Here is a 25360-nt window from a genome sequence, read left to right as displayed (position 1 = left end):
AGAAAGGCTGGTTTATCAGGAAACTAAAGCATCATAAGTTAGGGGGGCTGACTAACCAAGTTACTTCACGTATTCCATCGCTACACGCGAGGTAAGTTTCGTAACCAACTCGTAAGCGATAGTACCGATATGCTCTGCCACTTCCTCTGAAGGTAACTCTTTGCCCCAAAGTATCGCTTCATCACCGACTTTATCTTGAGCATCCGGCCCAAGATCGACCGTTAACATGTCCATAGATACTCGGCCTGCAATAGGCACTTTTCTGCCATTTACAAACACAGGTGTGCCGTTAGGCGCAGTTCGAGGGTAGCCGTCACCGTAACCAATCGCGATAACCCCCACTTTGGTGTCACGTTCACTGGTCCAGTTCGCGCCATAACCCACACTTTCACCAGCCTTCAAATCACGCACAGCAATCAGGTGCGAGGTAAGGGTCATCACAGGCATAAAGCCAAGCTCTTGTGCTGTTTTATCAATAAACGGTGATACACCGTAAGAGATGATTCCCGGACGCACCCAATCCAGGTGGCTATTAGGCCAAGCAAGTAAACCCGCTGAGTTCGCAAGCGAACGCTCACCCTCACAGCCTTCTGTTAGAGATAAAAATAATTCTGTTTGCTGCTCGGTCGTTGTTTTATCTAACTCATCAGCACAGCCAAAATGGCTCATATAGCGTAAAGGTTTAGCCACATTTGGGCATTGATGCAGGCGCTCAACGAAATCGTGATATTGCTCAGAACGAACACCCAAACGGTGCATACCACTATCGACTTTTAACCATACCACAACCGGTGATTCTAGAACTGAATTTTCCAGAGCACTAAGCTGTTCTTCACAATGCACCACCGTTTGAATGTTATTAGTGACCAGAATCGGTAAATCGCCGGAAGAATAAAAACCCTCAAGCAATAGAATAGGCTGAACAATGCCACCAGCTCGCAGCTGCAGTGCTTCCTCAATACGGGCTACACCAAACGCATCTGAGCTTTTAGAATGCTTAGCAATGTGCAGTAAGCCGTGACCATAGCCATTGGCTTTGACAACAGACATCACTTTGCACTGCGGGGCTTTCGACTTTATCTGGTTCAGGTTGTGCTCAAGCGCATTTAAATCAATGCTCGCGGTCGCCGCTTTCATATACGTCATTAGCGATTACTCGTCATCAAATGCAGGACCTGCATAGTTATCGAAACGGGAGTGTTGCCCTTGGAATGTCAGACGGACCGAACCGATCGGGCCGTTACGTTGCTTACCGATAATGATCTCAGCGATCCCCTTCAGTGAGCTGTCTGGGTTATACACTTCATCACGGTAGATAAACATGATTAAGTCGGCATCTTGCTCAATCGAGCCCGATTCACGCAAGTCCGAGTTAACAGGGCGTTTATCGGCACGTTGCTCTAGGGAACGGTTAAGCTGAGAAAGTGCCACAACTGGAACGTTCAACTCTTTCGCTAGCGCTTTAAGGGAACGTGAAATCTCGGCGATTTCAAGAGTACGATTATCAGATAGTGAAGGTACACGCATCAGTTGAAGGTAGTCGATCATGATCATTGAAAGGCCATCATGCTCACGAGCAATACGACGCGCACGAGAACGTACTTCGGTTGGCGTTAGGCCTGAGCTGTCATCAATGTACATGTTCTTCTTATCCATGAGGATACCCATGGTCGAAGAGATACGAGCCCAGTCTTCGTCATCAAGTTGACCGGTACGAATTTTGGTTTGGTCCACGCGAGACAGAGATGCAAGCATACGCATCATCAGCTGTTCGCCCGGCATCTCTAGCGAGAAGATAAGCACTGGCTTGTCTTGTTTCATCGCCGCGTTTTCACACAAGTTCATCGCAAATGTGGTTTTACCCATCGATGGACGTGCCGCCACAATGATTAAATCAGAGCCTTGTAGACCTGCCGTTTTCTTATTGAGGTCATTAAAGCCGGTATCGACACCTGTCACACCGTCTTGCGGAGTTTTGTATAGGATTTCGATACGCTCTAGCGTCTTCTCAAGAATACTATCTACGTTTTGCGGGCCTTCGTTTTCACTCGCGCGACCTTCAGCAATCGCGAATACTTTACTTTCAGCAAGGTCGAGCAGGTCTTCTGATGTACGACCTTGTGGATCGTAACCAGAATCAGCAATCTCATTCGCCACACCAATCAGGCTACGAACTAATGCACGCTGAGCTACGATATCCGCATAAGCGTTAATGTTAGCCGCACTTGGCGTGTTCTTAGCTAGGTCAGCAAGGTAGGCAAAGCCACCCACTTCTTCAAGTTGCTCACGCAGCTCTAAGTGTTCTGAGAGTGTAATAAGATCCAGAGGAGAGCTTTCTTCAAGGATATCTTTTACCGCTTCAAAGATCAGACGGTGAGGACGGCTATAAAAGTCTTTGGCCACAACCTTTTCAGCAACCGTATCCCAGCGTTCGTTATCTAATAACAAACCGCCAATAACAGATTGCTCAGCTTCTAATGAATGTGGCGGGACCTTAATGGCGTCCACCTGATCTTTGGCTGATTTCTGACTTTTGGTATCCACTATGACTACACTCAATAACTAATAATGATCGTTCATTATACCCAAGAACACTCATTTGTAATGCGTTCCTATGAGTTTGTTTTATTATGTAGGAAGAATTTACTTATTGCTGACGAAATTAACCAAGGCTAGCATTACGATCTCGCCATTCGTTCACTGTATAACTGAGGTATGCGTGTCCAAACTATTGGCTCTGAGCACTGGTATTCTATGTACTGGTCTCCTGAGCGCTCCGATGGCTTTAGCTGCTGATGCTAAAACCGATGTTGATGCAATCCTCGACTCGATAGTAGTACCAGAACCTACTGCTGAGCCGATCGTCGTTGCACCAGCACCAGAAGACAAAGATATGGATATCGCCCCAAGTGGTACGAGTGACACCGAGCTGCCAAGCCCACTAAAAACTGAAGTTGAGTTTGGATATCAGTCGCATACTGGTAATTCCGATTCACGCTCTCTAAACGCACGCCTAAACGGTGAATACACGGCTGGCCGCCACAGAACCAGTGGCGAATGGAAATACTACAACCTCTATAAAGATGGCGAAGAAGATAAAAGGCAATCGACTTACACGGCTCAGAGTGACTACAAGTTAAGCCCTAAAACCTATCTTTACGGCAGTTTCAAAGGTGTCGATTCACGCTACAGTGCTTATTTTAAGGACTACACCGTTTCGAGCGGTCTGGGTTACCAGTTTTCAAATACCGAAGAGTTTGTATTGGAAGTCGAAGTGGGCCCGGGTTTCCGTTACCAAAAGCCAAACCTCGATGAGCTCGACGATGATGACATCATCTTTCCAGAGATCGTTGAAGAAGCGATTTTCCGTAGCAACGTGAAAACGTCATGGCAAGTTTTACCAAACTTACAACTCAAAGCCGATATAACATTGGTGTCTGGCCACAGTAACTTGAATTTTGATACCGATTTAGAAGTAATCAATAATATTACTGACAACATAGCACTGAAAATTGCTCATTCTCGTCAATACCACGACAAGGTTCCGGAAGGATTAAGCCAAGAGGACTCTGTCATGTCCATCAGCCTATTATTCACATTCTAACACTCTCAACAAAATAGCTTGAGGCAGGGGTTGTCAAAAACTTTTGCCAATAATGGCTCTTTAACAACTATGATTCGCAACATTCAATATCTTGGCTAATTATCTTAAGTCAGGAAAGTCAGGCATAAAAAAACACCAGCCGAAGCTGGTGTTTAAAACTTTCATAAAGAAAGAATTCGTCTTGGTACTGAAATTACTCAGCTGCAACGATAGCGATTTTCGCAGTAGCAAAAACTTCAGAGTGAAGTTGGATGCTTACTTCGAATTCGCCGATGTTACGTAGAGCGCCTTCAGGTAGGCGTACTTCGCTCTTAGCTACTTCAACACCTGCCGCTGTGATAGCGTCAGCGATGTCACGAGTACCGATAGAACCGAATAGTTTACCTTCGTCACCAGCTTTAGAAGCGATAGAAACGCCTTCTAGAGCGTTAACTTTCTCTGCACGAGCTTCAGCAGCAGCTAGTTGCTCAGCAACTTTAGCTTCTAGTTCAGCACGACGAGTTTCGAACATCTCAACGTTACCTTTAGTTGCCATAACTGCTTTACCCTGTGGGATAAGGAAGTTACGAGCGTAACCAGATTTAACGTTTACTTGGTCGCCAAGGCCACCTAGGTTACCGATCTTATCAAGTAGAATAACTTGCATTATCTTAGTCCTCTTAAACTATTATTAACTATTACCGATTACTGATGCTTGTCAGTGTACGGTAGTAGAGCTAGGTAACGAGAACGCTTGATAGCGCGAGCTAGTTGACGCTGGTACTTAGCGCTTGTACCAGTGATACGGCTAGGAACGATTTTACCAGCTTCAGTGATGTAGTTTTTAAGAGTTGCTACGTCTTTGTAGTCAATCTCTTGTACGCCTTCTGCAGTGAAACGGCAGAATTTACGACGACGGAAGAAACGAGCCATGGGCTATCTCCTGATCTTAAATTTAATAATGCAGTCTTTCAAAACTTAGGAAGTGGTGAAAAACTTAAAACAAGTTGAGAATTTTTTAAGGCATTAAGCCAAAAAAGAATTACTCAGCAGCTGCTTCTGGTTTAGCTTCTGTACGCTCTTCGCGACGAGGAGCACGCTCTGCACGCTCTTCTTTTTGCTTAAGCATAATAGATTGCTCAGTCACAGCGCCTTTAGTGCGCATGATCATGTTACGTAGAACTGCATCGTTGAAACGGAAAGCAGTTTCTAGCTCGTCAATCACTTCTTGACCAGCTTCAACGTTCATAAGAACGTAGTGAGCTTTGTGAAGCTTGTTGATTGGGTAAGCCATTTGACGACGACCCCAGTCTTCTAGACGGTGGATAGTACCGCCAGCTTCAGTGATAGAACCAGTGTAACGCTCGATCATGCCAGCAACTTGCTCGCTTTGATCAGGGTGAACCATGAATACGATTTCGTAATGACGCATTTGGTTGCTCCTTACGGATTATTAGCTTCCACGAATGGCTCGGTCGTCCAGAGGAAGCAAGGAACTAAAGATAAATGACCGAGTTTTAAGGACGGCAAATATTATAGAAAGAACCCTGTATTGGCAAGTGGTATTTGGCGAATAATGAAACAGTTTTTCTTTCGCCATTTAGGGGCTGTTAATCTTTCGAGCTGGCTTTTGCTGCTCTTTGTGGGAAATTTACACAAGACAGAGGCTTTGACGTGTAGCTAGCCTACATAAAAAGCCGATAACGCAGTAGAAATGAACCACAAAGGCTGCCCGAAGGGTACGAGCTAGGCGCCCCCGCAAAGATCATTTTGTGCTTTGTTGAAGAATATTTGCTTAGAATGACTAGGCTGCATACTCTTCGCCGCGCCTAAAACGATTTTATCTCGAACAAAATTCAACCACGAAAGAGCAACAGCCCCTTGCCATCCAACAAACCAATAAGCCCGTCTATAACCACAAAAGAGAAACGCCCACCAGAAAGTGGTGAGCGTTAATAAATTCATAGGCTTAAGCCGGTGTCTCTTTAAAGGTTACTGAGCTAGACGCTGACGTACCGCTTCAAACAGACAAATACCAGAAGCCACAGACACGTTCAGGCTTGATACACTACCTGCCATCGGGATCTTGATTAGGTCATCACAGGTTTCACGCGTTAAACGACGCATACCGTCGCCTTCTGCACCCATTACTACAGCTAGAGGGCCGGTTAGCTTCGCTTGGTAGATATCGTGCGTCGCTTCGCCTGCTGTACCGACAAACCATACACCTTGTTCTTGCAGAGCACGCATTGTACGAGCTAGGTTGGTTACACGTACTAGAGGAACCGTTTCAGCAGCACCACATGCAACTTTACTTACCGTTGCCGTTAACGGCGAAGAGCGGTCTTTAGGCACGATAACAGCAGCAACACCAGCTGCATCCGCATTACGCAGACAAGCCCCTAGGTTATGAGGGTCTGTTACGCCATCTAGAACTAGCAGCAATGGCTGTTCGTGCTGCGCTAGGATGTCGTCTAGGTGAGTTTCGTTAAGCTGCTTAGCAGGCTTCAACTTAGCGATAATGCCTTGGTGGTTTGCACCTTGTGCTTTGTCATCCAGCGGCTTACGACCCATCTGTTGAATGGATACACCAAACTGTTGCAGCTGATTCAGCAGTGGCAAAAGGCGCTCGTCTTGACGACCTTTCAGCACGTACGCTTCGATGAAACGTGCTGGATCTTTTTCTAGTACAGCTTTCACCGCGTGAATACCGTAAATAAATTCGTTACTCATTGTCTCAAATTACTCTTATTGCTCAGAGGTGAACGGCACTAACTCCAATGCGTTCAGCTCTGCGTTGTTTATTTCGAGAGCATGCGTTTCACGTCCGATACTCTCGCATTACATTCGTTGTTAACGCTTGGCGATGTCTTAAGACTTATCCGCCCTTGCCTTGCGCGTTGCTGAGCGTTTTTTCTTCGCTCGAGCTTTTGCTGCACCGGTCTTATTACGCGATTTTTTCTTTTTCTCAGAACCTTCTGAACTACCGTCAGGTCGCTTGGTTGGCTCAACTAATGGTTTAGCTGCGACACCTGGTTTGTTGCTCTTCACTGCGGCGCGTTTCTTACTTTTCGCCTTTTTCATTGCTTCAGCAGCACGCTTCTTAGCTGTTTTACCTTTGCCACGAGGCTGACGAGCAGTGTCTTCCAAATCAAAATCAATTTGGCGAGTTTCTAGGTTAACTGCAGAAACTTTAACTTTAACCGAATCACCCAAGCGGTAGATGTTGCCAGAGCTTTCACCCACCAAGCGCTGACCAACAGCATCAAATTGGTAGTAATCATTAGCTAACGCTGAAATATGTACTAAGCCATCAATGTGCAGTTCAGTTAGACGCACAAAGAAACCAAAGCCCGTTACGTTGGCAATCACACCGTCCATCACTTCACCGACGTGGTCTTGCATGTATTCACATTTCAGCCAGTCGTTCACTTCACGAGTAGCGTCATCAGCACGACGCTCAGTCATTGAACACTGCTCGCCGTAGAAGTCCATTTCATCGAAAGTGTAGTGGTAACCGCCGGTTGGTGTCCAACGTTCGCTGTTACGCCCCTCTTCTTTAGCAATAAGGTACTTAATCGCACGGTGCAATAGCAAGTCAGGGTAACGACGGATTGGCGAGGTGAAGTGAGCGTAGCGTTTTAGCGCTAGACCAAAGTGACCTACGTTATCAGCGTTGTATACCGCTTGCTTCATTGAGCGTAACAGCATGGTTTGAATTAACTCACGATCTTCACGCTCGTTAATTTGCTGCATTAGCTTTGCGTAATCCGTTGGTGAAGGAGATAAACCGCCGTCTAACGATAAACCCAACTCACTTAGGAAGTCTTTAAAGCCTGCTAAGCGCTCTTCACCTGGAGTTTCGTGAATACGGTACAGCGATGGCTCTTTCGCTTTCTCCACCAAAGATGCAGACGCAATGTTCGCCAGAATCATACACTCTTCGATGATCTTGTGTGCATCGTTGCGAACAACGGGTTCAATACGGTCAATCTTACGATCCGCATTGAAGATGAATTTAGTCTCTACCGTTTCAAACTCAATTGCACCACGCTCGTCACGAGTCTGCTTCAGTACTTTGTACATTCTGTGCAGCTCTTCTAGATGCGGCACTTCTTGTGCGTAACGCTCACGAAGTTCTTCGTTGCCATCTAGGATCGCGCCTACTTTATTGTAAGTAAGGCGAGCATGAGAGTTCATTACCGCTTCATAGTGCTTGTAGCCAGACAGTTTGCCTTTGTCTGAGATAGTCATCTCACACACCATGCACAAACGGTCTACTTGAGGGTTCAACGAACATAGGCCGTTAGAAAGCACTTCTGGCAGCATTGGAACAACTTGCGATGGGAAGTATACCGAGTTACCACGATTGATCGCTTCTTTATCTAACGCAGTATCAGGACGAACGTAGTAGCTTACATCAGCAATCGCTACCCATAAGCGCCAGCCTCCACCTTTCTTCGCTTCACAATAAACCGCATCATCGAAGTCACGTGCATCTTCACCATCGATTGTTACCAATGGCAATTTACGTAGGTCAACACGTCCTTCTTTCGCCTCTTCAGGTACATGCTCACCCAAGTTAGCAATTTGCTTATCGACGGCTTCAGGCCACTCATTTGGGATCTGGTGAGTATGAATCGCAATCTTGGTTTCCATGCCCGGAGCCATATTCTCGCCAAGCACTTCCGTTACCTTACCCATCATGTTGCGAGAGCGACCGCCACGGTCAGTAATTTCAATCACAACCACATTACCCATTCGAGCTCCGCCTTTGTGCTCGGTTGGGATAAGGATGTCATGACTGATACGTGAGTCGTCAGCAACCACATAAGAGTGACCATACTCCAAGAAGAAACGACCAACGATTGGCGTAGTGCGCTCTTCAAGTACGCGAACTAAACGACCTTCACGACGGCCTCGCTTGCTATTGTCTGTTGGCTGAGCCAACACGTAGTCACCGTGCATGATAGTTTTCATCTGATGGTGCGGCAGTAGAATATCGTCATCCTTGCCTTTACTGCCATCAGGGCGTACCCAACCATGACCGTCTTTGTGACCAATCACGTAACCTTTCACTAGCTCTAACTTTTCAGGTAGCGCGTAGCATTGGCGACGAGTGAAGACCAATTGTCCATCACGTTCCATCGCACGTAAACGACGACGTAGTCCTTCATATTGCTCTTCTCCAGCAAGACCAAGCGCTTCGAATAGGTCGTTACGGTTCATTGGAATATTCGCTTCAGTTAGAAACGATAAAATGAACTCTCGGCTTGGTACTGGGTTGTCGTAATTCTTCGACTCTCGATCGGCAAAAGGATCAACGTTAGTGGTAGCTGTCGTGTTTTCTGACATCGGTGTGTTTTTTGACATAGGCGGGCCTGCTTAAGCAAGGAAGGTATATACCCCTAGTATATCCGATGCTAGAGGTAAGCTACAGATATGCTTTAGAAAACCCGAAAATAACCTCAGATTGATACATATCTTCATTTTGTGAAACATCACTTCATAGTCACGGACTACCATCAGAATTTTGCGCAAACGATAAAACAAACGTTTGCCTCATGAATGAAATGCACTATTATCCAGACACTTTTACCAACTCCTGTTCTGAGTATTGATATGAAATTAAAACGCACCTTATTGGCTTCAGCAATGGCGAGCCTTGCGCTATTCCCATTCGCAAGTTCTGCGATGGAAAAAGCTGACCTAATGATTACCGATGCAATGGTTCTAACCATGAACCAAGACAAGACGGTATATGAGAGTGGAACAGTTGTCGTCAAAGACAATAAAATCATTGCGGTTGGCGATGCTTCACTAGAAAAGCAATACAAGGCTGAGCAAGTTCTGGACGTTGATGGCGATATCGTGATGCCAGGTCTAATCAATACTCACACCCACGTATCAATGACGGTTTTCCGTTCACTGGCTGATGATGTGCCAGATCGACTACACCGCTACATCTTCCCACTAGAGAAGAAGTTAGTATCACGCGATATGGTGCGCATTGGTGCTAGCCTAGGTAACGTTGAAATGGTCAAAGGCGGTGTGACAACTTACGCCGACATGTACTACTTCGAGGATGAAGTTGCAAAAACCGTCGATAAGATTGGTATGCGTGCCATCCTTGGTGAAACCGTTATTAAGTTCCCAGTTGCCGATGCTGCAAACGCCGAAGAAGGTATCAAGTACGCGTTGAACTTTATTGAAGAATATAAAGATCACCCACGTATTACCCCTGCATTTGCACCACATGCGCCTTACACCAACACCACAGAGATCCTGCAGAAGATTTCTAAATTGTCACTAGAGCTAGATGTACCAGTGATGATCCACCTTGCAGAATCGCACCGTGAAGTAGAGAAGATCGCCGAGCGTTCAGAAGGCTTATCGCCAGTTCAATACATGGATAGCATTGGCGCACTCAACAAAAACCTGGTTGGTGCACACATGATCTTAGTGGATGACCATGACATTGAGCTTGTTAAAAAGTCGGATATGGGTGTGGCTCATAACATGAGTGCAAACATCAAGTCGGCAAAAGGTGTATCACCTGCACTACAGATGTATGACGAGAATGTACGTATCGGTTTAGGTACTGATGGCCCAATGTCAGGCAACACTCTGAGCACTATTGATGAATTCAACCAAGTTGCGAAAGTTCATAAGCTAGTCAATAAAGATCGTGCAGCAATGCCGCCGATCAAAGTGATCGACATGGCAACAATGGGCGCAGCAAAAGCGCTACACATGGAAGATAAGATCGGCTCCCTTGAAGCCGGTAAGCTAGCAGACATCATAGTGATCGACACTAAAGCGCCAAACATGGTTCCTGTTTACAACCCGTATTCAGCACTGGTGTATTCAGCTAACTCTGGCAATGTTCGTCACACGATCGTCGATGGCAAGATCATAATGCAAGATCGCGACATGCTAACGGTAGATGAAGAGAAGATTCGTCAGGAAGCGCTCGACTTTACCAAGGTAGTTCGTGAAACCGTTATCGAATCTGGTGAAGTCGTTCAATAAGTTCGCTATCGAATAACATGACTATCTAAACGTAAAAAGCCCCGCACTAATTTGATTAGGCGGGGCTTTTTATATCTTGTAACCTGTAACAATGAGTGCAGGAATCATTACAGGTTTCTAGCTCGGTATTACCAGAATACGTCGCGTCGTTTTGCTCGCGCGATAATATTGTCTGGCATTCTCTTTTCCAGACCACTTCGCAATACAGTAATGCGCTTGTGTTGTCTTTGGTCTGCAGTGACTGAGTTGTATAACCAGCGGTAAGCATCTTCGTAATCTAACGGGCTGCCATAGTCACGTAACAACAGCTCTGCGAGATGAATACTGGCACTCAGGTTCCCCAGAGAGGCCGCTTCACGCAGGTATGGGATCGCACGCTCTTGGTCTTGTTGAACCAAAGTTCCACGAGAATAATAACGACCCAATTGCTCCAGTGCTGCAGGTAAACCTTGGTGTGCCGCGTTTTCCATATAGTAAAGGCCAAGCTCTACATCTTGAGGAACGCATACACCCCACGCTAGCATATCGCCGTATAAAAACTCATAAGAAGGCAAGCTAATACGCGTTGCACGAGCAACGATATCTTCAACTAACTGGCACTTATCAGCTTTCACTCGCTCTAGGTGTTGATTATTCTCGATTAAATTAATCAGTTCAGCTTCTGTATATATTGGAACAGGCTCCCCGACATCAGCCAAATTTGCATGACTCAAGGGTGAGCTCAGCGCCATTATCAATGAAGCTGCCACAATTCGTAGCTTCATACCTGCACTCTTTTATCGGTTTTAAAAACGCATCGAGCCTTTGGGCAACCCAAACTCAATTACATTTCACTCACTATGATATCTGTATCGGCAACTCAGCGTATCGCTTTAGACAAAACTTGCCGCTGATGGGCAATATTTTGCCAGATGGCGTTCAAAAGATCATCACAGAAAGGTATATACCAATCGTAGTAAATAACTGCTCACTCTAGCTTGTTAAAATACTCGATAACTTCGTTAGAATTTTTGATTGTAGAATAACTACTTATCGAAAAATTCTGCCTTGTTCTCAAGCATTTTTCCGGCGCTATTTTTGATCACTTACTTACTGTGATTGGTATCGTCCCTCAAATTACAAGTATAAAAAAGCCGACTTAAGGAAGTCGGCTTTTAGAAAACGATTTAATTATCAAAGCACTAAAGGTGCAGTGGTAATCACTCAATCAGGCATTATGCGCTGTATGGGTGAACCTTGATGATAGTTTCGTTACGGTCTGGACCAGTTGATACGATATCAATTGGCACACCTGTTAGGTCTTCGATACGTTTGATGTAATCAAGAGCAGCTTGTGGAAGCGCATCGATTGACTTAGCACCAAATGTTGTTTCAGACCAACCTGGCATTGTTTCGTAGATTGGCGTTGCTTCTTCGAAAGATTCAGCAGCCATTGGAGAAACTTCTAGGATAGAACCGTCAGCCATCTTGTAGCCAGTACAGATCTTGATTTCTTCTAGGCCGTCTAGAACGTCTAGTTTAGTCAGACACATACCAGTTAGAGAGTTGATTTGGATTGCACGACGCATAGCAACGGCATCGAACCAACCAGTACGGCGTAGACGACCAGTCGTTGCGCCAAACTCGTGGCCAACATCACCTAGGTGCTTACCAACTGGGTCTTGCTTGTCTAGACCATCGTATAGCTCAGTTGGGAATGGACCTGAACCTACACGAGTACAGTAAGCTTTAGTAATACCAAGGATGTAACCGATGTGACGAGGGCCAAAACCAGAACCTGCAGCAACACCACCAGCAGTCGTGTTAGAAGACGTTACGTATGGGTAAGTACCGTGGTCGATATCTAGTAGAGTACCTTGAGCACCTTCGAACATGATCTTGTCGCCGCGCTTACGTGCTGCGTCTAGTTCATCAGTTACGTCCATAACCATTGAAGTTAGTAGATCTGCGTAACCCATGCACTGCTCAAGTACTTCTTCGTAGCTTACTGTTTCAGCTTTGTAGAAGTGCTCTAGTTGGAAGTTATGGAATTCCATTACTTCTTTTAGTTTTTCAGCGAACATTTCTTTATCGAAAAGATCACCAACGCGTAGACCGCGACGAGCAACTTTATCTTCGTAAGCTGGACCGATACCACGACCAGTTGTACCAATAGCTTTCGCGCCACGAGCGATTTCACGCGCGTTGTCGATAGCGATGTGGTAAGGAAGAATTAGAGGACAAGCTTCAGAAACAAAAAGACGCTCGCGAACTGGGATACCGCGCTCTTCAAGAGGCTTCATTTCTTTAAGAAGTGCTTCAGGCGAAAGTACAACACCGTTACCGATAACACATTTAACGTTATCGCGCAGGATGCCTGATGGAATTAAGTGAAGAACGGTTTTTTCACCGTCAATTACAAGTGTATGACCTGCATTGTGACCGCCTTGGTAGCGAACCACGTATTTTGCATCTTCAGTTAAAAGGTCAACGATTTTACCTTTACCTTCATCACCCCATTGGGTGCCTAGAACGACTACGTTATTTCCCATCTTTCCAATTTCTGTTGCTAATTAAAAATGGATTCTAGCACTGAATCACACTTCTTGCAGTCACTTTTTGTTCATAAACGTTAACGCTGTACAAAAATAAAACAGCGATTACGAAGGGCAGATCGCTAAAGATGCTGATATCATTATATTTTTATAGATATAAGGCTGCATCATGTCTGATTCAATTTGGCTCGCAATTGGGCTCGTTCTCATCGTTGAAGGGCTTGGCCCATTAGTCGCACCAAATGGCTGGAGAAATATGGTCGCTCAGCTAAGCGAGCAGCCCGATACTCAATTGCGCCGCATTGGTGGCTGCCTTGTTGTCGCTGGCGCCGTGATCGCTTTTATGACACACCACTAATTCACGTCATCACATCTCAGAATAGCTTCTCTGTATAATTCCTTAGTATTGCTAGCTGAAAGATAGTTCGAGCAACCACTCTCTCATAGCAGCTCAAGACAAGATGAAATGCAGAATCCCAAAAAGCAAAAAGGCTCCCATTGTGGGAGCCTTTTAAGTATTTGCATGTCTTGTTATTGAAGGTCAGCGTTTGCTGCTTCGATAACTGCTCAGCTTATTTCGCTGGAGCGCCGCTTGCTTGATTCATGTACTGGAAGAATTCACTCTTTGGATCCAATACTAGAATATCATTCTTGGAACTGAACGATTTCTTGTAGGCTTTAAGAGAGCGTAGCAAGCTGAAAAACTCTGGGTCTTGATTGTACGCATCCGCATATATCTTTGCTGCCGTTGCATCCGCTTCACCACGAGTCACACGAGCCGTTTTATCTGCCTCAGCGAGAATAGTTGCTACCTCGAGCTCTGCTTGAGCTCGGATAACTTCTGCTTTCTCACGACCTTGAGAGCGGAACTTACGAGCTACGGACTCACGCTCTGCACGCATACGGCGGTAAATAGACTCACTAATTTCATCAGGTAAGTTGATCTTCTTAATACGGAAGTCAACAACTCGTACACCCAAATCTTTTAGTGCGCTCTTACGAGTATCATCTAAAACCTCTTGCATGATTTGATCACGTTCGCCATCAATCTCTAACGCTTTCAATGCAGCTTCATTCGCTAATTCATCTTCAACGCCGTCTGCAAGCTCTTTACTCTTGTCGCTAGGACCAGAAATGATTTGCTTGATTTCACGAGAACCGATTTCAGAACGTAAAACATCAGTTACCTTGCGCTCTAGTAGTGCCTCTGCTTGCATTGCATTACCACCACCTGTCGCCAGGTAGTAACGACCAAAGTCTTCAATACGCCATTTTACGTATGAATCAATGATTACGTCTTTTTTCTCAGAGGTTACGAAACGATCAGAGCGGCCATCCATGGTTTGAATTAGCGCGTCTAGTCGCTGCACGCGATCGAACATCGGCATTTTGAAATGCAAACCCGGCTCATAGATGCGAGTGATTTCGTTATTGTCTTTCAGAACACGACCAAAACGAACAACAATGCCACGCTCACCTTCTGGAATCACAAACAGTGACATCAACATAAGAGCCAATGCAATCACTAATACAGGGATCATTAACTTACGCATTCTTAGTATCTCCCTTGACGTGATGTTGAACGAGTTTCAGAGTTAGATTTTGGTGCAACGTCTTTACGGTCAGACTCTAGTTGAATCTCATCATAAGCAGAACCTGTTCTCGATTTACGAGTTTTAGCACTGTCGTTATCTTGACCGGCTAACTTGTCAATCGGAAGGTACAGCAGGTTACCGCTCGACTCTGAATCAATAAGAACCTTAGACGTATTGCTATATACTTCTTCCATTGTATCTAGATACAGACGGTTGCGTGTCACTTCAGGAGCTGCAGCGTATTCAGGAAGTAGTTTTTCAAACTGAGCTACCTGACCCTCTGCTTCATTAGTAATACGCTCTCTGTAACCTTGCGCTTCTTTCTTCAAGCGCTCAGCACGACCTGTTGCTTTTGGTAAGATTTCGTTTTTGTAAGCCTCAGCTTCACGAATAAAACGCTCTTCATCCTCACGGGCAGCAATGGCATCGTCAAACGCATCTTTAACTTGCTCAGGCGGACGTGCAGACTGGAAGTTAACGTCAACCAACGTGATACCCATATCATAGCTATCAATAATTTGGTTCAACGTTTCTTGCGTGCTTTGGCGAATCTGCTGACGACCGCTGGTTAGAATCGCATCCATCAGAGAATCACCAATTACTGCTCTCAAAGCAGAGTCTGTCGCTTGGTGTAAGCTATCGTCCGCATCCGTCACTCGGTACAGATACTTGTATGGATCAGTTACTCGATACTGAACATCCATTGATACATTCACTACATTTTCATCTTTGGTTAGCATTGTGCCTGATGCACGCAGTGAGCGAATCGCTTGAACATTGACTAGCTGTCTATCGCTGATTTGATCGATGAAACGTGGATGCCAGTTAAGACCAGGTTCTTCAATACGATCAAACTGACCTAATCGAAGTACAACTGCTCTCTCTGCTTCGCCAACGGTGTAGAAACCTGCGAAGAACCAGATAGCAATAGCAATAACGGCAATAACACCAAAGCCAATTGCACCGCCACCACCAATAGATGGTCCGTTCCCACCTTTTTTACCAAACTTGCCACCCAACTTTTGACTCAGCTTGTTAAACACTTCGTCTAGGTCTGGCGGTCCTTGATCTCGGCCACCGCGATTATTTTTATTACCCCAAGGGTCATTATCGCGGCCGTTATCGCCGTTGTTATTTCCAGGCTCATTCCACGCCATTAGAAAGCTCCATCATTTGATATGACGTTATACTGTAGCAGTCTCTGAGGTAACGATAAAGTCACCCAAGAGCGCCCCTTCTCTTTTTTCAAGTTTAGACCAATCTATCTGTTGCATTCGGATATCTATCAACAAGTTACCATTTTCATCATACTCTTCCTGTTGAATACATTTCAGCTGGAAAAATAAACTACGAATCCGGCCTTGATGTTGATGCGGAATACACAGTCGGTATTGAACCATTTGACTCGCTAAACGCTCAGTTAAAGCTTCAAACAGCAGTTCGATACCTTCGCCTTCCATCGCAGAAACCCAAACAGCGCGTGGTGCGCCCCCTTCGTCTCTATCAATGCGAGGTTTTTGGTCTTCCATGCAGTCAATCTTATTCATGACTACAAGGGTTGGCACTTCATGAGCATCGATTTCTTCTAATACATCATGAACAGCCTGAATGTTCTCACGAAAGCGGTCATCACTGGCATCAACAACATGTAACAAAATGTCAGCTTCCTGCGTCTCTTGTAACGTAGCCTTGAACGCAGCGACCAAGTCGTGTGGTAGATGACGGATAAAACCTACAGTATCTGCGAGAATCGCAGGCCCGACATCTGGCAAATCAATCTTACGTAGTGTTGGGTCTAGTGTTGCAAACAGTTGGTCTGCCGCATAAACACCGGCACTAGTGATTCGATTGAAAAGCGTTGATTTCCCCGCGTTGGTATAACCAACTAAAGAAACGGTTGGGATCTCAGCTCGATTACGAGCGCGTCGCCCTTGTTCACGTTGCTTAGCTACCTTAGCTAAACGACGTAATATTGCCTTTATACGGTCACGCAACAAACGTCGATCGGTTTCCAGTTGTGTTTCACCTGGACCACGAAGACCAATACCACCTTTCTGCCTTTCAAGGTGAGTCCAACCACGAATCAATCGGGTAGAGATATGACGAAGCTGAGCGAGCTCAACTTGTAACTTACCTTCATGAGTTCGCGCACGTTGTGCAAAGATATCTAAGATCAAACCCGTGCGATCAATCACACGACATTTACACAATTGCTCGAGGTTTCGCTCTTGGGCAGGAGAGAGGGAATGGTTAAAAATCACAATTTCAGCACCGGTCAGCTGAACAGCTTGTGCGATCTCTAGAGCTTTACCTTCTCCGACATAGTATTTAGGGAGTGGGGATTGGCGGCTACCAGTAATCACTTGTAGCGTTTCTACCCCCGCAGAGGAGACCAGCATTTCGCATTCGCTTAGGTCTTCCCATTCTCCCTCATGCGTGAAGTTGATATGAACAAGTACGGCTCGCTCACCGGATTCATAACGGTCAAACAAGCAACCAACTCCTTATCACAGCATTTACTGTGTTAATTGAACGATTAATCTTCTGTCTTCTCAGCACGATCAGATGGAGCACGTTGCTCGCCGCTGTGGTGACTTACTGCACGAGCAGGAACCACAGTAGAAATCGCATGCTTGTAAACCATTTGGTTTACAGTGTTCTTCAGCAAGATCACGAATTGATCGAAAGACTCGATCTGACCTTGCAGCTTAATGCCGTTTACAAGGTAGATTGAGACTGGAATGCGCTCACGGCGGAGTGCATTTAGGAATGGGTCTTGTAGCGATTGCCCCTTAGCCATTTTATTTTCCTTATTTTGTATTTTGTTGTAATTATTTAGCTAGTGGTGCACAAAAAGGTGCGGCCTTTGCATCTGAGCTAAATGAATAAAAAAACTCCGTTGTTATTGAAAGGCTGTGATTTTAAAAAGCCTCAATAACGGATCCTTTCCAGAGTATATTCACGCAAAAGCGATCACATTATACACAGCAATACTAATCAGATGCTATTGCATCTGAAAGAGTTTCTAACGCTTGATCAATGTTTTCGCTATCCAACCAAGTTAAATCATCCCAACTGCGCAACCAGGTGATCTGTCGCTTGGCCAACTGACGGGTTGCACAGACACCACGGAAAACCGCTTCGTCTAAATCACAATTACCGTCTAAATAATCCCACATCTGCCTATAACCAACGCATCGGATCGATGGCAATTCAGGATGAAGATCTTCTCTGGCGTACAGCGCCTTCATCTCTTCTTCAAATCCTGCTTCGATCATCTTCTCGAAACGCAGCTCAATGCGGCGATGGAGTTCTTTCCTTTCCTTGGGAGCTATTGCAAATTGTTTCACACGAAATGGCAGGCTATCGCCTTTCGTTTGAGTTAGCTCTGTTAATGTTTTACCCGAAATTCGATAAACTTCCAATGCCCTTGAAAGCCTTTGTGGATCATTTGGGTGTATTCTTTCAGCGGATACGGGATCAATCTCTCTTAATTGATCATGTAATGCTTGCCAACCTTGCTCGATAGATTCCGCTTCAATCTGCTTACGAATCTCAGGATCCGCAGCCGGTAGTGGCGATAAACCTTCCAACAACGCTTTGTAGTAGAGCATAGTGCCGCCGACTAAAAGAGGGATCTTGCCTTGAGCAACGATCTCGTTCATCTCTTTCAGTGCATCACGACGAAAATCTGCCGCAGAGTACGCTTCACTTGGGTCAAGAATATCAATCAAGCGGTGAGGCGCGAGCGCAAGCTCTTCTGCATCCGGTTTAGCGGTGCCAATATCCATGTCTTTGTAGATAAGTGCCGAATCGACGCTGATGATCTCTACTGGGTATTTTTGACGTAAGCGGATAGCTAAATCTGTTTTTCCTGATGCCGTTGGGCCCATTAAAAACAACGCTAAAGGTAATTTTTCAGTCATGATATTTAGTATTTGTTTCTCAGTTATAGCGCTTTATAGCAAAGGGCTTTTGTCACGAGGGATTCGCGTTCAAAAAAGCGTCCATCGTAAAAATAAAATCATATACAGCCTAAGCCGTAAATAAGCTCAATTTATCAATAAACTAAGCCATAAATGCCGCAATAGTCGCCGAAAAGTCGATAGGATTAACAAACTCAGGATCATCTAATGGAAGTAGACCATGCCAAAGTTGTTCAAGTTCCCCAACTAATTGAACCGCTTCAGATAAAGTGTAGTCGCTTTTTACTTGTGCGGTTTGAATCCCGACCCAGTTAACCAAAGCTGACAACATGTCATTAGGTTGCTTCACTGCACCCTGGGCATTTATTGAAGCCGCGTACGATAACAGATCTGGGATCAGAATTTGTAAGTTTTGCTGTCTTAACGGAGAAGGAACCCCCATCACCATGACCGCTTCACTGTTTCGAACTTTAAGCTCAATACCAAGACGAGCTAGTGGTTGGCTCAATGCCTTCGCCACCTCAACCAATTCACTGCCAATTTTAAGCGATAAAGGCACCAGTAATGGCTGGCTTTTCAATGCCCCACTTCGTGTATCGAGCTGGCCAATAACGCGCAGTAATTCCGCTTTAGCCAAGGAGACCAACACGCAACCATTCTTATTGCCCATCATCAGGAACTGACGCTCGACAATAGAGACCGCCTTACCTAATTCAGTGACTGGTGTTCTTGGCTTCGACTGAGGTAGCTTCTGTTGAGGCAACTCAGCTTCGCTTGGCGCTGTTTGCGCCATTGGCTGTTGAGCATCTGATGGCGAATCCGTTTGACGCTCAAAATCTGGCGTTTTCAATAGCTCTTTGTAAGCGCTCACCTCGCGCTTCGAAGGTGCAGGTTCGGCGTGGTGTTGATGTGACTCTTTCTCTTTTTTCGGAGCAGGTCGTGATTCTATCCACTCTTGACGAGGCGATCCGGTAAAACTGGTTTCACCAGCAGATGAGTTTCGGTTAGCAGGTGAGCCTAAGTTACTTGAATAGCCGCTGCTTGAAGAACCTCTATTAAACGCAGAGCCATAGTACTGACCACCATCATTAACGCTGTGCTGAGGCTGATCATAAGCTTGCTCAGATTCAGATTTTCTCGGATAGGCTGGAGTCTGTTCAATCGCATGTCGCACTCTTTCAGAAACCTGCGAGTGTTCCAAATGAGCTGGGACATTGCTTTCTGGAGCACTAAAACTCGTCGTCTCTTCCCCTTCAGGCACCGAACTATCTTGCTGGTAACTAGGATCTTCTGATTGGTGGAAAGCGGATTGATTAATAGGCGCCGCATCGATTTGCTTACTTTGTGCTAGGCCATCGCTCAGTGCTTGATAAATAAAATCATGCACCAGACGAGCCTGATGAAAGCGCACTTCATGTTTAGCAGGGTGAACGTTCACATCGACTTGATGCGGATCCAGTTCAATGAAGAGTACGTAAGTTGCAAATTGGTCTGGGCGCAAGCTGGTTTCGTAGCTTTGGCGAATCGCGTGATTGATCAGTTTGTCACGCATCATACGGCCATTCACATAACAGTATTGTAAGTCGCTTTGCTGTCTTGCCCCCTCAGGCGTAGTAATCCAGCCGTGAAGCTTCAATCCTTGGTGCTCAAGTTCTATCTTAAGCATATGACGAACAAATGGATTACCGCATACCGCTGCAATGCGTTTCTCGGCTTGGACCTCTGTCTTAGCAGCGCGGTACTGACGAATCATCTTGCCGTTATGACGCAGGTTGATCGTCACATCAAAGCGGCTTAATGCAATACGCTTAAGCAGCTCATCAATATGAGTGAATTCGGTTTTTTCAGTACGTAAGAATTTGCGGCGTGCCGGGGTATTGAAAAACAGATCCAGCACTTCAACCGAGGTGCCGATTGGGTGTGCAGCAGGCTGCAATTTTACCTGCATGTCTCGGCCTTCACTGTGCGCAGCCCAAGCTTGATCTTGAGTGGCTGGACGTGAAGTCATGGTTAAGCGCGCTACTGAGCTGATACTCGCCAACGCTTCACCACGGAAACCTAGGCTGACGATCGCCTCAAGGTCATCAAGAGTATGGATTTTAGAGGTAGCGTGACGACTTAGTGCGAGAGCAAGCTCATCTTTTACGATGCCCTTACCATTATCACGAACACGGATCATCTTGGCGCCACCTTTCTCGATATCAATATCGATGCGTGTCGCGCCGGAATCCAAACTGTTCTCTACCAGCTCTTTTACAACAGAGGCTGGCCTTTCTACCACTTCACCCGCTGCGATTTGGTTCGCTAAGCGAGCTGGCAGTATTTTGATCGTCATATTTATAGCTACCTTACTGCCATTCATAGAAGCCCTTCCATGTTTATAAGGCACTTCTATGTTAGTTAAACTCGATTATTTATGAGGAATAATCAGCACTTGTCCAATCGCCAATTCATCAGAACGGAGCTTATTCGCTTGGCGAATGCTGTTCACACTCACCCCGTACTTCGCAGCAATCTTGCCTAAGTAATCACCTCTTGCGACTTTATGTTTGCGCAGAGGAACATCCTTAACCTCAACCGTAATACGTAACTTTTGACCCACTCTCACCGTTTCTGATTTTAGACGGTTCTCACGTTTAATATCAGCCACAGATACTTTATAACGGCTAGCTATCTTACCTAAGTATTCTCCAGACTTAACCGTGTGAGTGATAGTCTTAGTTTTAACCGCACTGCTTGATGATGAGCTTGAAGCACCGCCTGGAATCTTAAGCACTTGGCCAATCGCTAGGCTGCTCGACTTCAGATTGTTGTACTTCATCAATGCTTGTGTCGATGTGCCGTACTTACTCGCAATCACAGATAATGACTCACCACGAGACACCTTGTGCTGACTCACACTGCCTGTTGATGATGTCGCATTAGACAAGATAATCCCTTCAGGCGGGTTCTCTTTCAGGTACTTCACCACAGCTTTAGTCACAGCACGCGCAAGTTTATCTTGGTGCGAGCGTTGGAAAAGTAACTTCTCTTCCGTTGGATTTGAAATAAAGCCCGTTTCTACCAATACCGATGGGATCTGCGGTGAGCGCAATACTGCCAAACTCGTATTAATCGGCTTACTGTTGTGTAGCTTAGCGACTTTACCCATTTCAGACAGAATTGCTGTTGCCAGTTTATAGCCCTCTTTCTGAGAGTGACTAAATTGCAGGTCCAACAGAGTTTGGTTTACGTTCTTATCATCAATATTGCTGGTGAAAGCAGTACCCGTGCCCCCCAACAATTCTGATTGTTTCTCTTTATTCTCAATCCAACGGGAGATTTCTGTATTCGCACGTCGAGTGTTCAGCACAAACACCGAACCGCCTCGAGGTTGAGGTGTAGTAAAGGCATCCGCGTGAATAGAGATCAATAGGTGCGCTTCATTCTCACGAGCAATAGCAACTCGTCTATTAAGGTTTACGAAATAGTCAGCATTACGAGTCATACGAGTTTTGATACCCGGAATCGCATTCAATTGAGCAGCTAACTTTTTAGAAATACTCAGCGTCGCATCTTTTTCATATTTACGACTTGGGCCGATCGAGCCTGGGTCTTCACCACCATGCCCAGGATCAATCACGATCAAGATATCTTTCTGACGCTTAACCTGATTGATATCTTTACTTACCGTTGGCTTACTTGGTTTTGTGGTTGGTTTGCTCTTGCTTCCCGTACCATGAGGTAGATCGATCACCAAACGGTGCCCATATTGACCGCCCGGTGTTGGGCTTAACTTAAAAAGGTTAGCTTTAGAGGATTTCTTCAACTCGAAAACTAAGCGATAGGTTCCCTTCTGTGGGGGAGAGCTTTTACGAACTTTAGAAAGTACTGGGCTGTCTTTCACCACCACCGGTAACTTAGTGGCCAATTCGGTATTTTTTAAATCGACAACCAAGCGGCTTGGGCTACTCAGTGTGAAATAGCTAAAGTCGACCTCAGATTTAAGATCGATAACCACACGCGTTTCTTCAGGTGAAGGCCAAACCCTCAAACCTTTTAGTGAATTCGCAGAAACCAGTGATGAAAATAGTAAGGAGAAAACAGCAGCCATCATGGCTACTGTTGGAAAAAGGCGTCTAGAAATCAACATAACTCCAACTGAGTAAGTAAGCGCTGTCCGTATTCACTATTAGCGGTTAAAGAAACAATACGGTGATCGTCTTGGTAACGAATATCAATATCCATGTCCGCTTCTGGTAGCAATCCTTGGCCTTTCTCTGGCCATTCAACCAAACAGATCGCGTCAGGCGTAAAGTAATCACGAATCCCCATAAATTCGAGTTCTTCAGGATCAGCTAGGCGGTAAAGATCAAAGTGATACACCTGCCAATCTGCAAGTTGATAAGGTTCAACTAGAGTATACGTTGGGCTCTTTACATTTCCTTGATGACCAAGTGCTTTTACAAAGCCGCGACTAAACGTCGTTTTACCTGCGCCAAGATCACCATGCAGATAAATCGTTGTCTGCTGTGAGCAAAGATTAGAAAGCTCCGTTCCTAGTTGAATCGTTGCTTGTTCATCTTTCAAAGTAAATTGTTTAGTGCTCATGAATACGTTCTCTAAAAATCGATCGTTGACTATATAAAAATCAAAAGAACAAGAATAGTAAACCGTGATGCTTTTGAGAGACAAGCACTCAAGTGTAAGTTCTATGAAAAATACTGTTCAAAACACGTCTGTTCTGGTCAACACCACTAAGATCCGTTAAGATCCGCCCCCATTTTTGCCGAACCGAATTTTAGTTATCCTTATCTCTATAAGAATGAAGCCATGAATCTAGACCATCTTGCTGAAAAAATTAAAATTTGGGGAAAAGAGCTAGGCTTTCAAAAAGTTGGCATCTGCGATATTGATCTCAGTGAACATGAAGCCCCTCTTCAAGCATGGCTAGATGCGGGTCACCACGGCGAAATGGATTGGATGGCCCGTCATGGCATGATGCGCGCACGTCCTAATGAACTTCACCCAGGAACCATTCGAGTGATCAGCGCCCGAATGAACTACCTACCACCAGAAGCTCAATTTGCCTCAAACCTCAGTGATACCACTCAAGGTTACATCAGCCGTTACTCTTTAGGTCGCGATTATCACAAATTGTTCCGTAACCAACTGAAAAAGCTGGGACAAAGAATTGAAAAAGAGGTCGAAGGTTTAGACTCTCGTCCTTTCGTTGATTCTGCGCCTATTTTAGAAAGACCACTTGCTCAAAAAGCAGGATTAGGCTGGACAGGCAAACACTCACTCATTCTCGATAAAGACGCAGGTTCTTGGTTCTTCCTTGGAGAGCTACTAGTGAACATCCCTCTTCCTGTCGATGAGCCGAGTGTTGACGAATGTGGAAAATGCACCGCATGTATCACCTCCTGCCCAACCGGCGCCATTATTGCTGATGGTGTGGTTGATGCTCGAAAATGCATTTCATATTTAACGATTGAATACGATGGTGTAATCCCAGAAGAGTTCAGAGAAGCAATTGGGAACCGAATCTATGGTTGCGATGACTGCCAGTTGGTTTGCCCATGGAATCGTCACGCTGATATCACTGAACAAAAAGACTTCCACCGTAGAGAAGATTTTAAAGAAGCCGACCTCGTTTTACTCGCAAGCTGGGATGAAGCGACCTTCTTAAAGAAAATGGAAGGCTCAGCGATTAGACGTATTGGCCATACGCAATGGTTACGCAATATCTATGTTGCTATGGGTAATGCGCCATTCCAACAACGTATTGTTGAAACCTTAGAGTCTCACCGAGGTAATAGCGACATGTTAGATGTTCATATCGAGTGGGCTTTAGAAAAACAATTACAGCAATTACCGAGCATTATTGAGGTTCAAAAAGGTAACAGCAAAGTCGCAACTAAAAAGCACAGGCTGATACGTATTGTTGAGAAAGGACTACCAAGAGATGCTTAGCCCTATATATACCAATGTTTGGCAGGCTAGCTCTTACTAACAGTCCAATATTTAAGACAACTCGTTGCACATAATTTTAGAACAATGTTTGACCTTGTTCTCAATTTTGACAATGTGGAAAAAATTCAGAACTCTCGTAAACTTCCGACACCTAAACAAAGTTAAGCACAGTACCGATAAATGATTAAGATCAAAAAACAACAAGTTAACGATCTTTCACCAAATCCCGCATACGCATCTAAACTTATAGAAAACAATAAGTTACAAACATCAAGATTCAGCTAATATATTGAAAACAAGAAAGATCTTTTTGAGAGATGTAAAGAATTAAGCCTGAAATAACTTTATCAACCAAGTTATCCACATCTAACTATTTGTGGATAAGTCTGTTTATAGATGTGAAAAACCTCAAGTATCTACTTCAGAGACCTGATGATTACTAGCATTCCTGTTGCTAAGAAAAATTTAAGACAAAAAAATATCCACCATGATGGAGGATTATTTGCTTTTTTGGGGGATTATGCTTCGCAGCATTAAAGAAAGAGCTTAGGCTTAAAGCCTATATCCAAGCCAGATAGCTTAGAAAGAAATTGGAGCGACACACGAGGTTCCCGATCTTCAAGGCTTAGGCGTGACCTCAACCTTGGCAAGGATTGCACTCTTCCAGAATGCTCTTCATGTTTCACTTTCAAAAATGGAGCGACACACGAGGTTCGAACTCGTGACCTCAACCTT

At 45.0% G+C, this 25360-nt stretch carries 21 protein-coding genes; 4 read left to right on the top strand and 17 right to left on the bottom strand.

The genetic code is table 11. The features are described from left to right. Positions 1-60: 60 nt before the first annotated feature. Positions 61-1146: an alanine racemase gene (gene alr / locus BTO10_RS21430; RefSeq protein WP_105025771.1), complete on the bottom strand. Its 1086-nt coding sequence runs from the start codon at positions 1144-1146 to the stop codon at positions 61-63. Between the two features lie 6 nt (positions 1147-1152). After that, positions 1153-2544: a replicative DNA helicase gene (locus BTO10_RS21425; protein ID WP_004741275.1), complete on the bottom strand. Its 1392-nt coding sequence runs from the start codon at positions 2542-2544 to the stop codon at positions 1153-1155. Between the two features lie 175 nt (positions 2545-2719). Here BTO10_RS21425 and BTO10_RS21420 point away from each other — a divergent pair, with 175 nt between their 5' ends. Further along, the gene (locus BTO10_RS21420; protein WP_105025770.1) at positions 2720-3604 is read left to right on the top strand and encodes a DUF481 domain-containing protein; all 885 of its coding nucleotides are present in this window, start codon (positions 2720-2722) and stop codon (positions 3602-3604) included. 193 nt (positions 3605-3797) lie between these two features. On the opposite strand, the gene rplI is transcribed toward BTO10_RS21420, so the two are convergent. The 5 genes from rplI to rnr form a co-directional block, all read right to left on the bottom strand. Beyond that, entirely contained in the window at positions 3798-4250 is a 453-nt protein-coding gene (gene rplI, locus BTO10_RS21415; RefSeq protein ID WP_004741277.1) for a 50S ribosomal protein L9, read from the bottom strand. Positions 4251-4288: 38 nt separating this feature from the next. After that, positions 4289-4516, bottom strand: a complete 228-nt coding sequence (gene rpsR / locus BTO10_RS21410; RefSeq protein WP_000090472.1) for a 30S ribosomal protein S18 — start codon at positions 4514-4516, stop codon at positions 4289-4291. 109 nt (positions 4517-4625) lie between these two features. Then, positions 4626-5015 carry a 30S ribosomal protein S6 gene (gene rpsF, locus BTO10_RS21405; RefSeq protein ID WP_004741278.1) on the bottom strand — a complete coding sequence of 130 codons (390 nt, stop codon included), beginning with the start codon at positions 5013-5015 and terminating at the stop codon, positions 4626-4628. 560 nt (positions 5016-5575) lie between these two features. Beyond that, the gene (gene rlmB / locus BTO10_RS21395; RefSeq protein ID WP_105025768.1) at positions 5576-6316 is read right to left on the bottom strand and encodes a 23S rRNA (guanosine(2251)-2'-O)-methyltransferase RlmB; all 741 of its coding nucleotides are present in this window, start codon (positions 6314-6316) and stop codon (positions 5576-5578) included. Positions 6317-6454: 138 nt separating this feature from the next. Then, a complete protein-coding gene (gene rnr, locus BTO10_RS21390) occupies positions 6455-8956 on the bottom strand; it encodes a ribonuclease R (RefSeq protein WP_105025767.1) in 2502 nt (833 codons plus the stop codon). 249 nt (positions 8957-9205) lie between these two features. Between rnr and BTO10_RS21385 the strand changes: the two genes are divergently transcribed. Next, positions 9206-10615, top strand: coding sequence for an amidohydrolase (locus BTO10_RS21385; protein WP_105025766.1), 1410 nt, complete (start codon positions 9206-9208; stop codon positions 10613-10615). A gap of 128 nt (positions 10616-10743) precedes the next feature. Here the strand turns inward: BTO10_RS21385 and motX are convergent, their stop codons facing one another. After that, the gene (motX, locus tag BTO10_RS21380; protein WP_004741283.1) at positions 10744-11379 is read right to left on the bottom strand and encodes a flagellar protein MotX; all 636 of its coding nucleotides are present in this window, start codon (positions 11377-11379) and stop codon (positions 10744-10746) included. Between the two features lie 450 nt (positions 11380-11829). Further along, a complete protein-coding gene (locus BTO10_RS21370; protein ID WP_105025764.1) occupies positions 11830-13146 on the bottom strand; it encodes an adenylosuccinate synthase in 1317 nt (438 codons plus the stop codon). 172 nt (positions 13147-13318) lie between these two features. Here BTO10_RS21370 and BTO10_RS21365 point away from each other — a divergent pair, with 172 nt between their 5' ends. Beyond that, positions 13319-13507 (top strand): DUF2065 domain-containing protein, encoded by a 189-nt coding sequence (locus tag BTO10_RS21365; protein WP_063524679.1) that lies wholly within the window; start codon positions 13319-13321, stop codon positions 13505-13507. Between the two features lie 214 nt (positions 13508-13721). On the opposite strand, the gene hflC is transcribed toward BTO10_RS21365, so the two are convergent. The 8 genes from hflC to tsaE form a co-directional block, all read right to left on the bottom strand. After that, positions 13722-14702, bottom strand: a complete 981-nt coding sequence (gene hflC, locus BTO10_RS21360; protein WP_063524678.1) for a protease modulator HflC — start codon at positions 14700-14702, stop codon at positions 13722-13724. 2 nt (positions 14703-14704) lie between these two features. After that, positions 14705-15901 carry an FtsH protease activity modulator HflK gene (gene hflK, locus BTO10_RS21355; RefSeq protein WP_004741288.1) on the bottom strand — a complete coding sequence of 399 codons (1197 nt, stop codon included), beginning with the start codon at positions 15899-15901 and terminating at the stop codon, positions 14705-14707. A gap of 27 nt (positions 15902-15928) precedes the next feature. Then, positions 15929-17236, bottom strand: coding sequence for a ribosome rescue GTPase HflX (gene hflX / locus BTO10_RS21350; RefSeq protein WP_105025763.1), 1308 nt, complete (start codon positions 17234-17236; stop codon positions 15929-15931). A gap of 44 nt (positions 17237-17280) precedes the next feature. Then, the gene (gene hfq, locus BTO10_RS21345; protein ID WP_004741290.1) at positions 17281-17544 is read right to left on the bottom strand and encodes an RNA chaperone Hfq; all 264 of its coding nucleotides are present in this window, start codon (positions 17542-17544) and stop codon (positions 17281-17283) included. 193 nt (positions 17545-17737) lie between these two features. Then, on the bottom strand, positions 17738-18670 hold the full coding sequence (miaA, locus tag BTO10_RS21340) for a tRNA (adenosine(37)-N6)-dimethylallyltransferase MiaA (RefSeq protein ID WP_004741291.1): 933 nt from the start codon (positions 18668-18670) through the stop codon (positions 17738-17740). A gap of 142 nt (positions 18671-18812) precedes the next feature. Continuing rightward, a complete protein-coding gene (gene mutL, locus BTO10_RS21335; RefSeq protein WP_105025786.1) occupies positions 18813-21005 on the bottom strand; it encodes a DNA mismatch repair endonuclease MutL in 2193 nt (730 codons plus the stop codon). Positions 21006-21080: 75 nt separating this feature from the next. Further along, positions 21081-22802 carry an N-acetylmuramoyl-L-alanine amidase gene (locus BTO10_RS21330; RefSeq protein ID WP_105025762.1) on the bottom strand — a complete coding sequence of 574 codons (1722 nt, stop codon included), beginning with the start codon at positions 22800-22802 and terminating at the stop codon, positions 21081-21083. Beyond that, complete coding sequence (gene tsaE / locus BTO10_RS21325) at positions 22796-23260, bottom strand: tRNA (adenosine(37)-N6)-threonylcarbamoyltransferase complex ATPase subunit type 1 TsaE (protein ID WP_105025761.1); 465 nt, start codon at positions 23258-23260, stop codon at positions 22796-22798. The genes BTO10_RS21330 and tsaE overlap by 7 nt, the downstream gene beginning before the upstream one ends. 222 nt (positions 23261-23482) lie before the next feature. On the opposite strand from tsaE, the gene queG reads away from it, so the two are divergent. Further along, positions 23483-24625, top strand: a complete 1143-nt coding sequence (gene queG, locus BTO10_RS21320; RefSeq protein WP_105025760.1) for a tRNA epoxyqueuosine(34) reductase QueG — start codon at positions 23483-23485, stop codon at positions 24623-24625. Positions 24626-25360: the final 735 nt, after the last annotated feature.

Origin of the sequence: Vibrio chagasii (assembly GCF_002954585.1) — a bacterium.
Lineage (GTDB): Bacteria > Pseudomonadota > Gammaproteobacteria > Enterobacterales > Vibrionaceae > Vibrio > Vibrio chagasii_A.
This window is presented reverse-complemented; position numbering and strand designations above follow the sequence as displayed.

Coding starts and splice junctions, on each gene's coding strand:
- alr (WP_105025771.1), bottom strand. CDS start 1,146: ATGACGTATATGAAAGCGGCGACCGCGAGCATTGATTTAAATGCGCTT.
- rplI (WP_004741277.1), bottom strand. CDS start 4,250: ATGCAAGTTATTCTACTTGATAAGATCGGTAACCTAGGTGGCCTTGGC.
- rpsR (WP_000090472.1), bottom strand. CDS start 4,516: ATGGCTCGTTTCTTCCGTCGTCGTAAATTCTGCCGTTTCACTGCAGAA.
- rpsF (WP_004741278.1), bottom strand. CDS start 5,015: ATGCGTCATTACGAAATCGTATTCATGGTTCACCCTGATCAAAGCGAG.
- rlmB (WP_105025768.1), bottom strand. CDS start 6,316: ATGAGTAACGAATTTATTTACGGTATTCACGCGGTGAAAGCTGTACTA.
- rnr (WP_105025767.1), bottom strand. CDS start 8,956: ATGTCAAAAAACACACCGATGTCAGAAAACACGACAGCTACCACTAAC.
- BTO10_RS21385 (WP_105025766.1), top strand. CDS start 9,206: ATGAAATTAAAACGCACCTTATTGGCTTCAGCAATGGCGAGCCTTGCG.
- motX (WP_004741283.1), bottom strand. CDS start 11,379: ATGAAGCTACGAATTGTGGCAGCTTCATTGATAATGGCGCTGAGCTCA.
- BTO10_RS21370 (WP_105025764.1), bottom strand. CDS start 13,146: ATGGGAAATAACGTAGTCGTTCTAGGCACCCAATGGGGTGATGAAGGT.
- BTO10_RS21365 (WP_063524679.1), top strand. CDS start 13,319: ATGTCTGATTCAATTTGGCTCGCAATTGGGCTCGTTCTCATCGTTGAA.
- hflC (WP_063524678.1), bottom strand. CDS start 14,702: ATGCGTAAGTTAATGATCCCTGTATTAGTGATTGCATTGGCTCTTATG.
- hflK (WP_004741288.1), bottom strand. CDS start 15,901: ATGGCGTGGAATGAGCCTGGAAATAACAACGGCGATAACGGCCGCGAT.
- hfq (WP_004741290.1), bottom strand. CDS start 17,544: ATGGCTAAGGGGCAATCGCTACAAGACCCATTCCTAAATGCACTCCGC.
- miaA (WP_004741291.1), bottom strand. CDS start 18,670: ATGACTGAAAAATTACCTTTAGCGTTGTTTTTAATGGGCCCAACGGCA.
- mutL (WP_105025786.1), bottom strand. CDS start 21,005: ATGACGATCAAAATACTGCCAGCTCGCTTAGCGAACCAAATCGCAGCG.
- BTO10_RS21330 (WP_105025762.1), bottom strand. CDS start 22,802: ATGTTGATTTCTAGACGCCTTTTTCCAACAGTAGCCATGATGGCTGCT.
- tsaE (WP_105025761.1), bottom strand. CDS start 23,260: ATGAGCACTAAACAATTTACTTTGAAAGATGAACAAGCAACGATTCAA.
- queG (WP_105025760.1), top strand. CDS start 23,483: ATGAATCTAGACCATCTTGCTGAAAAAATTAAAATTTGGGGAAAAGAG.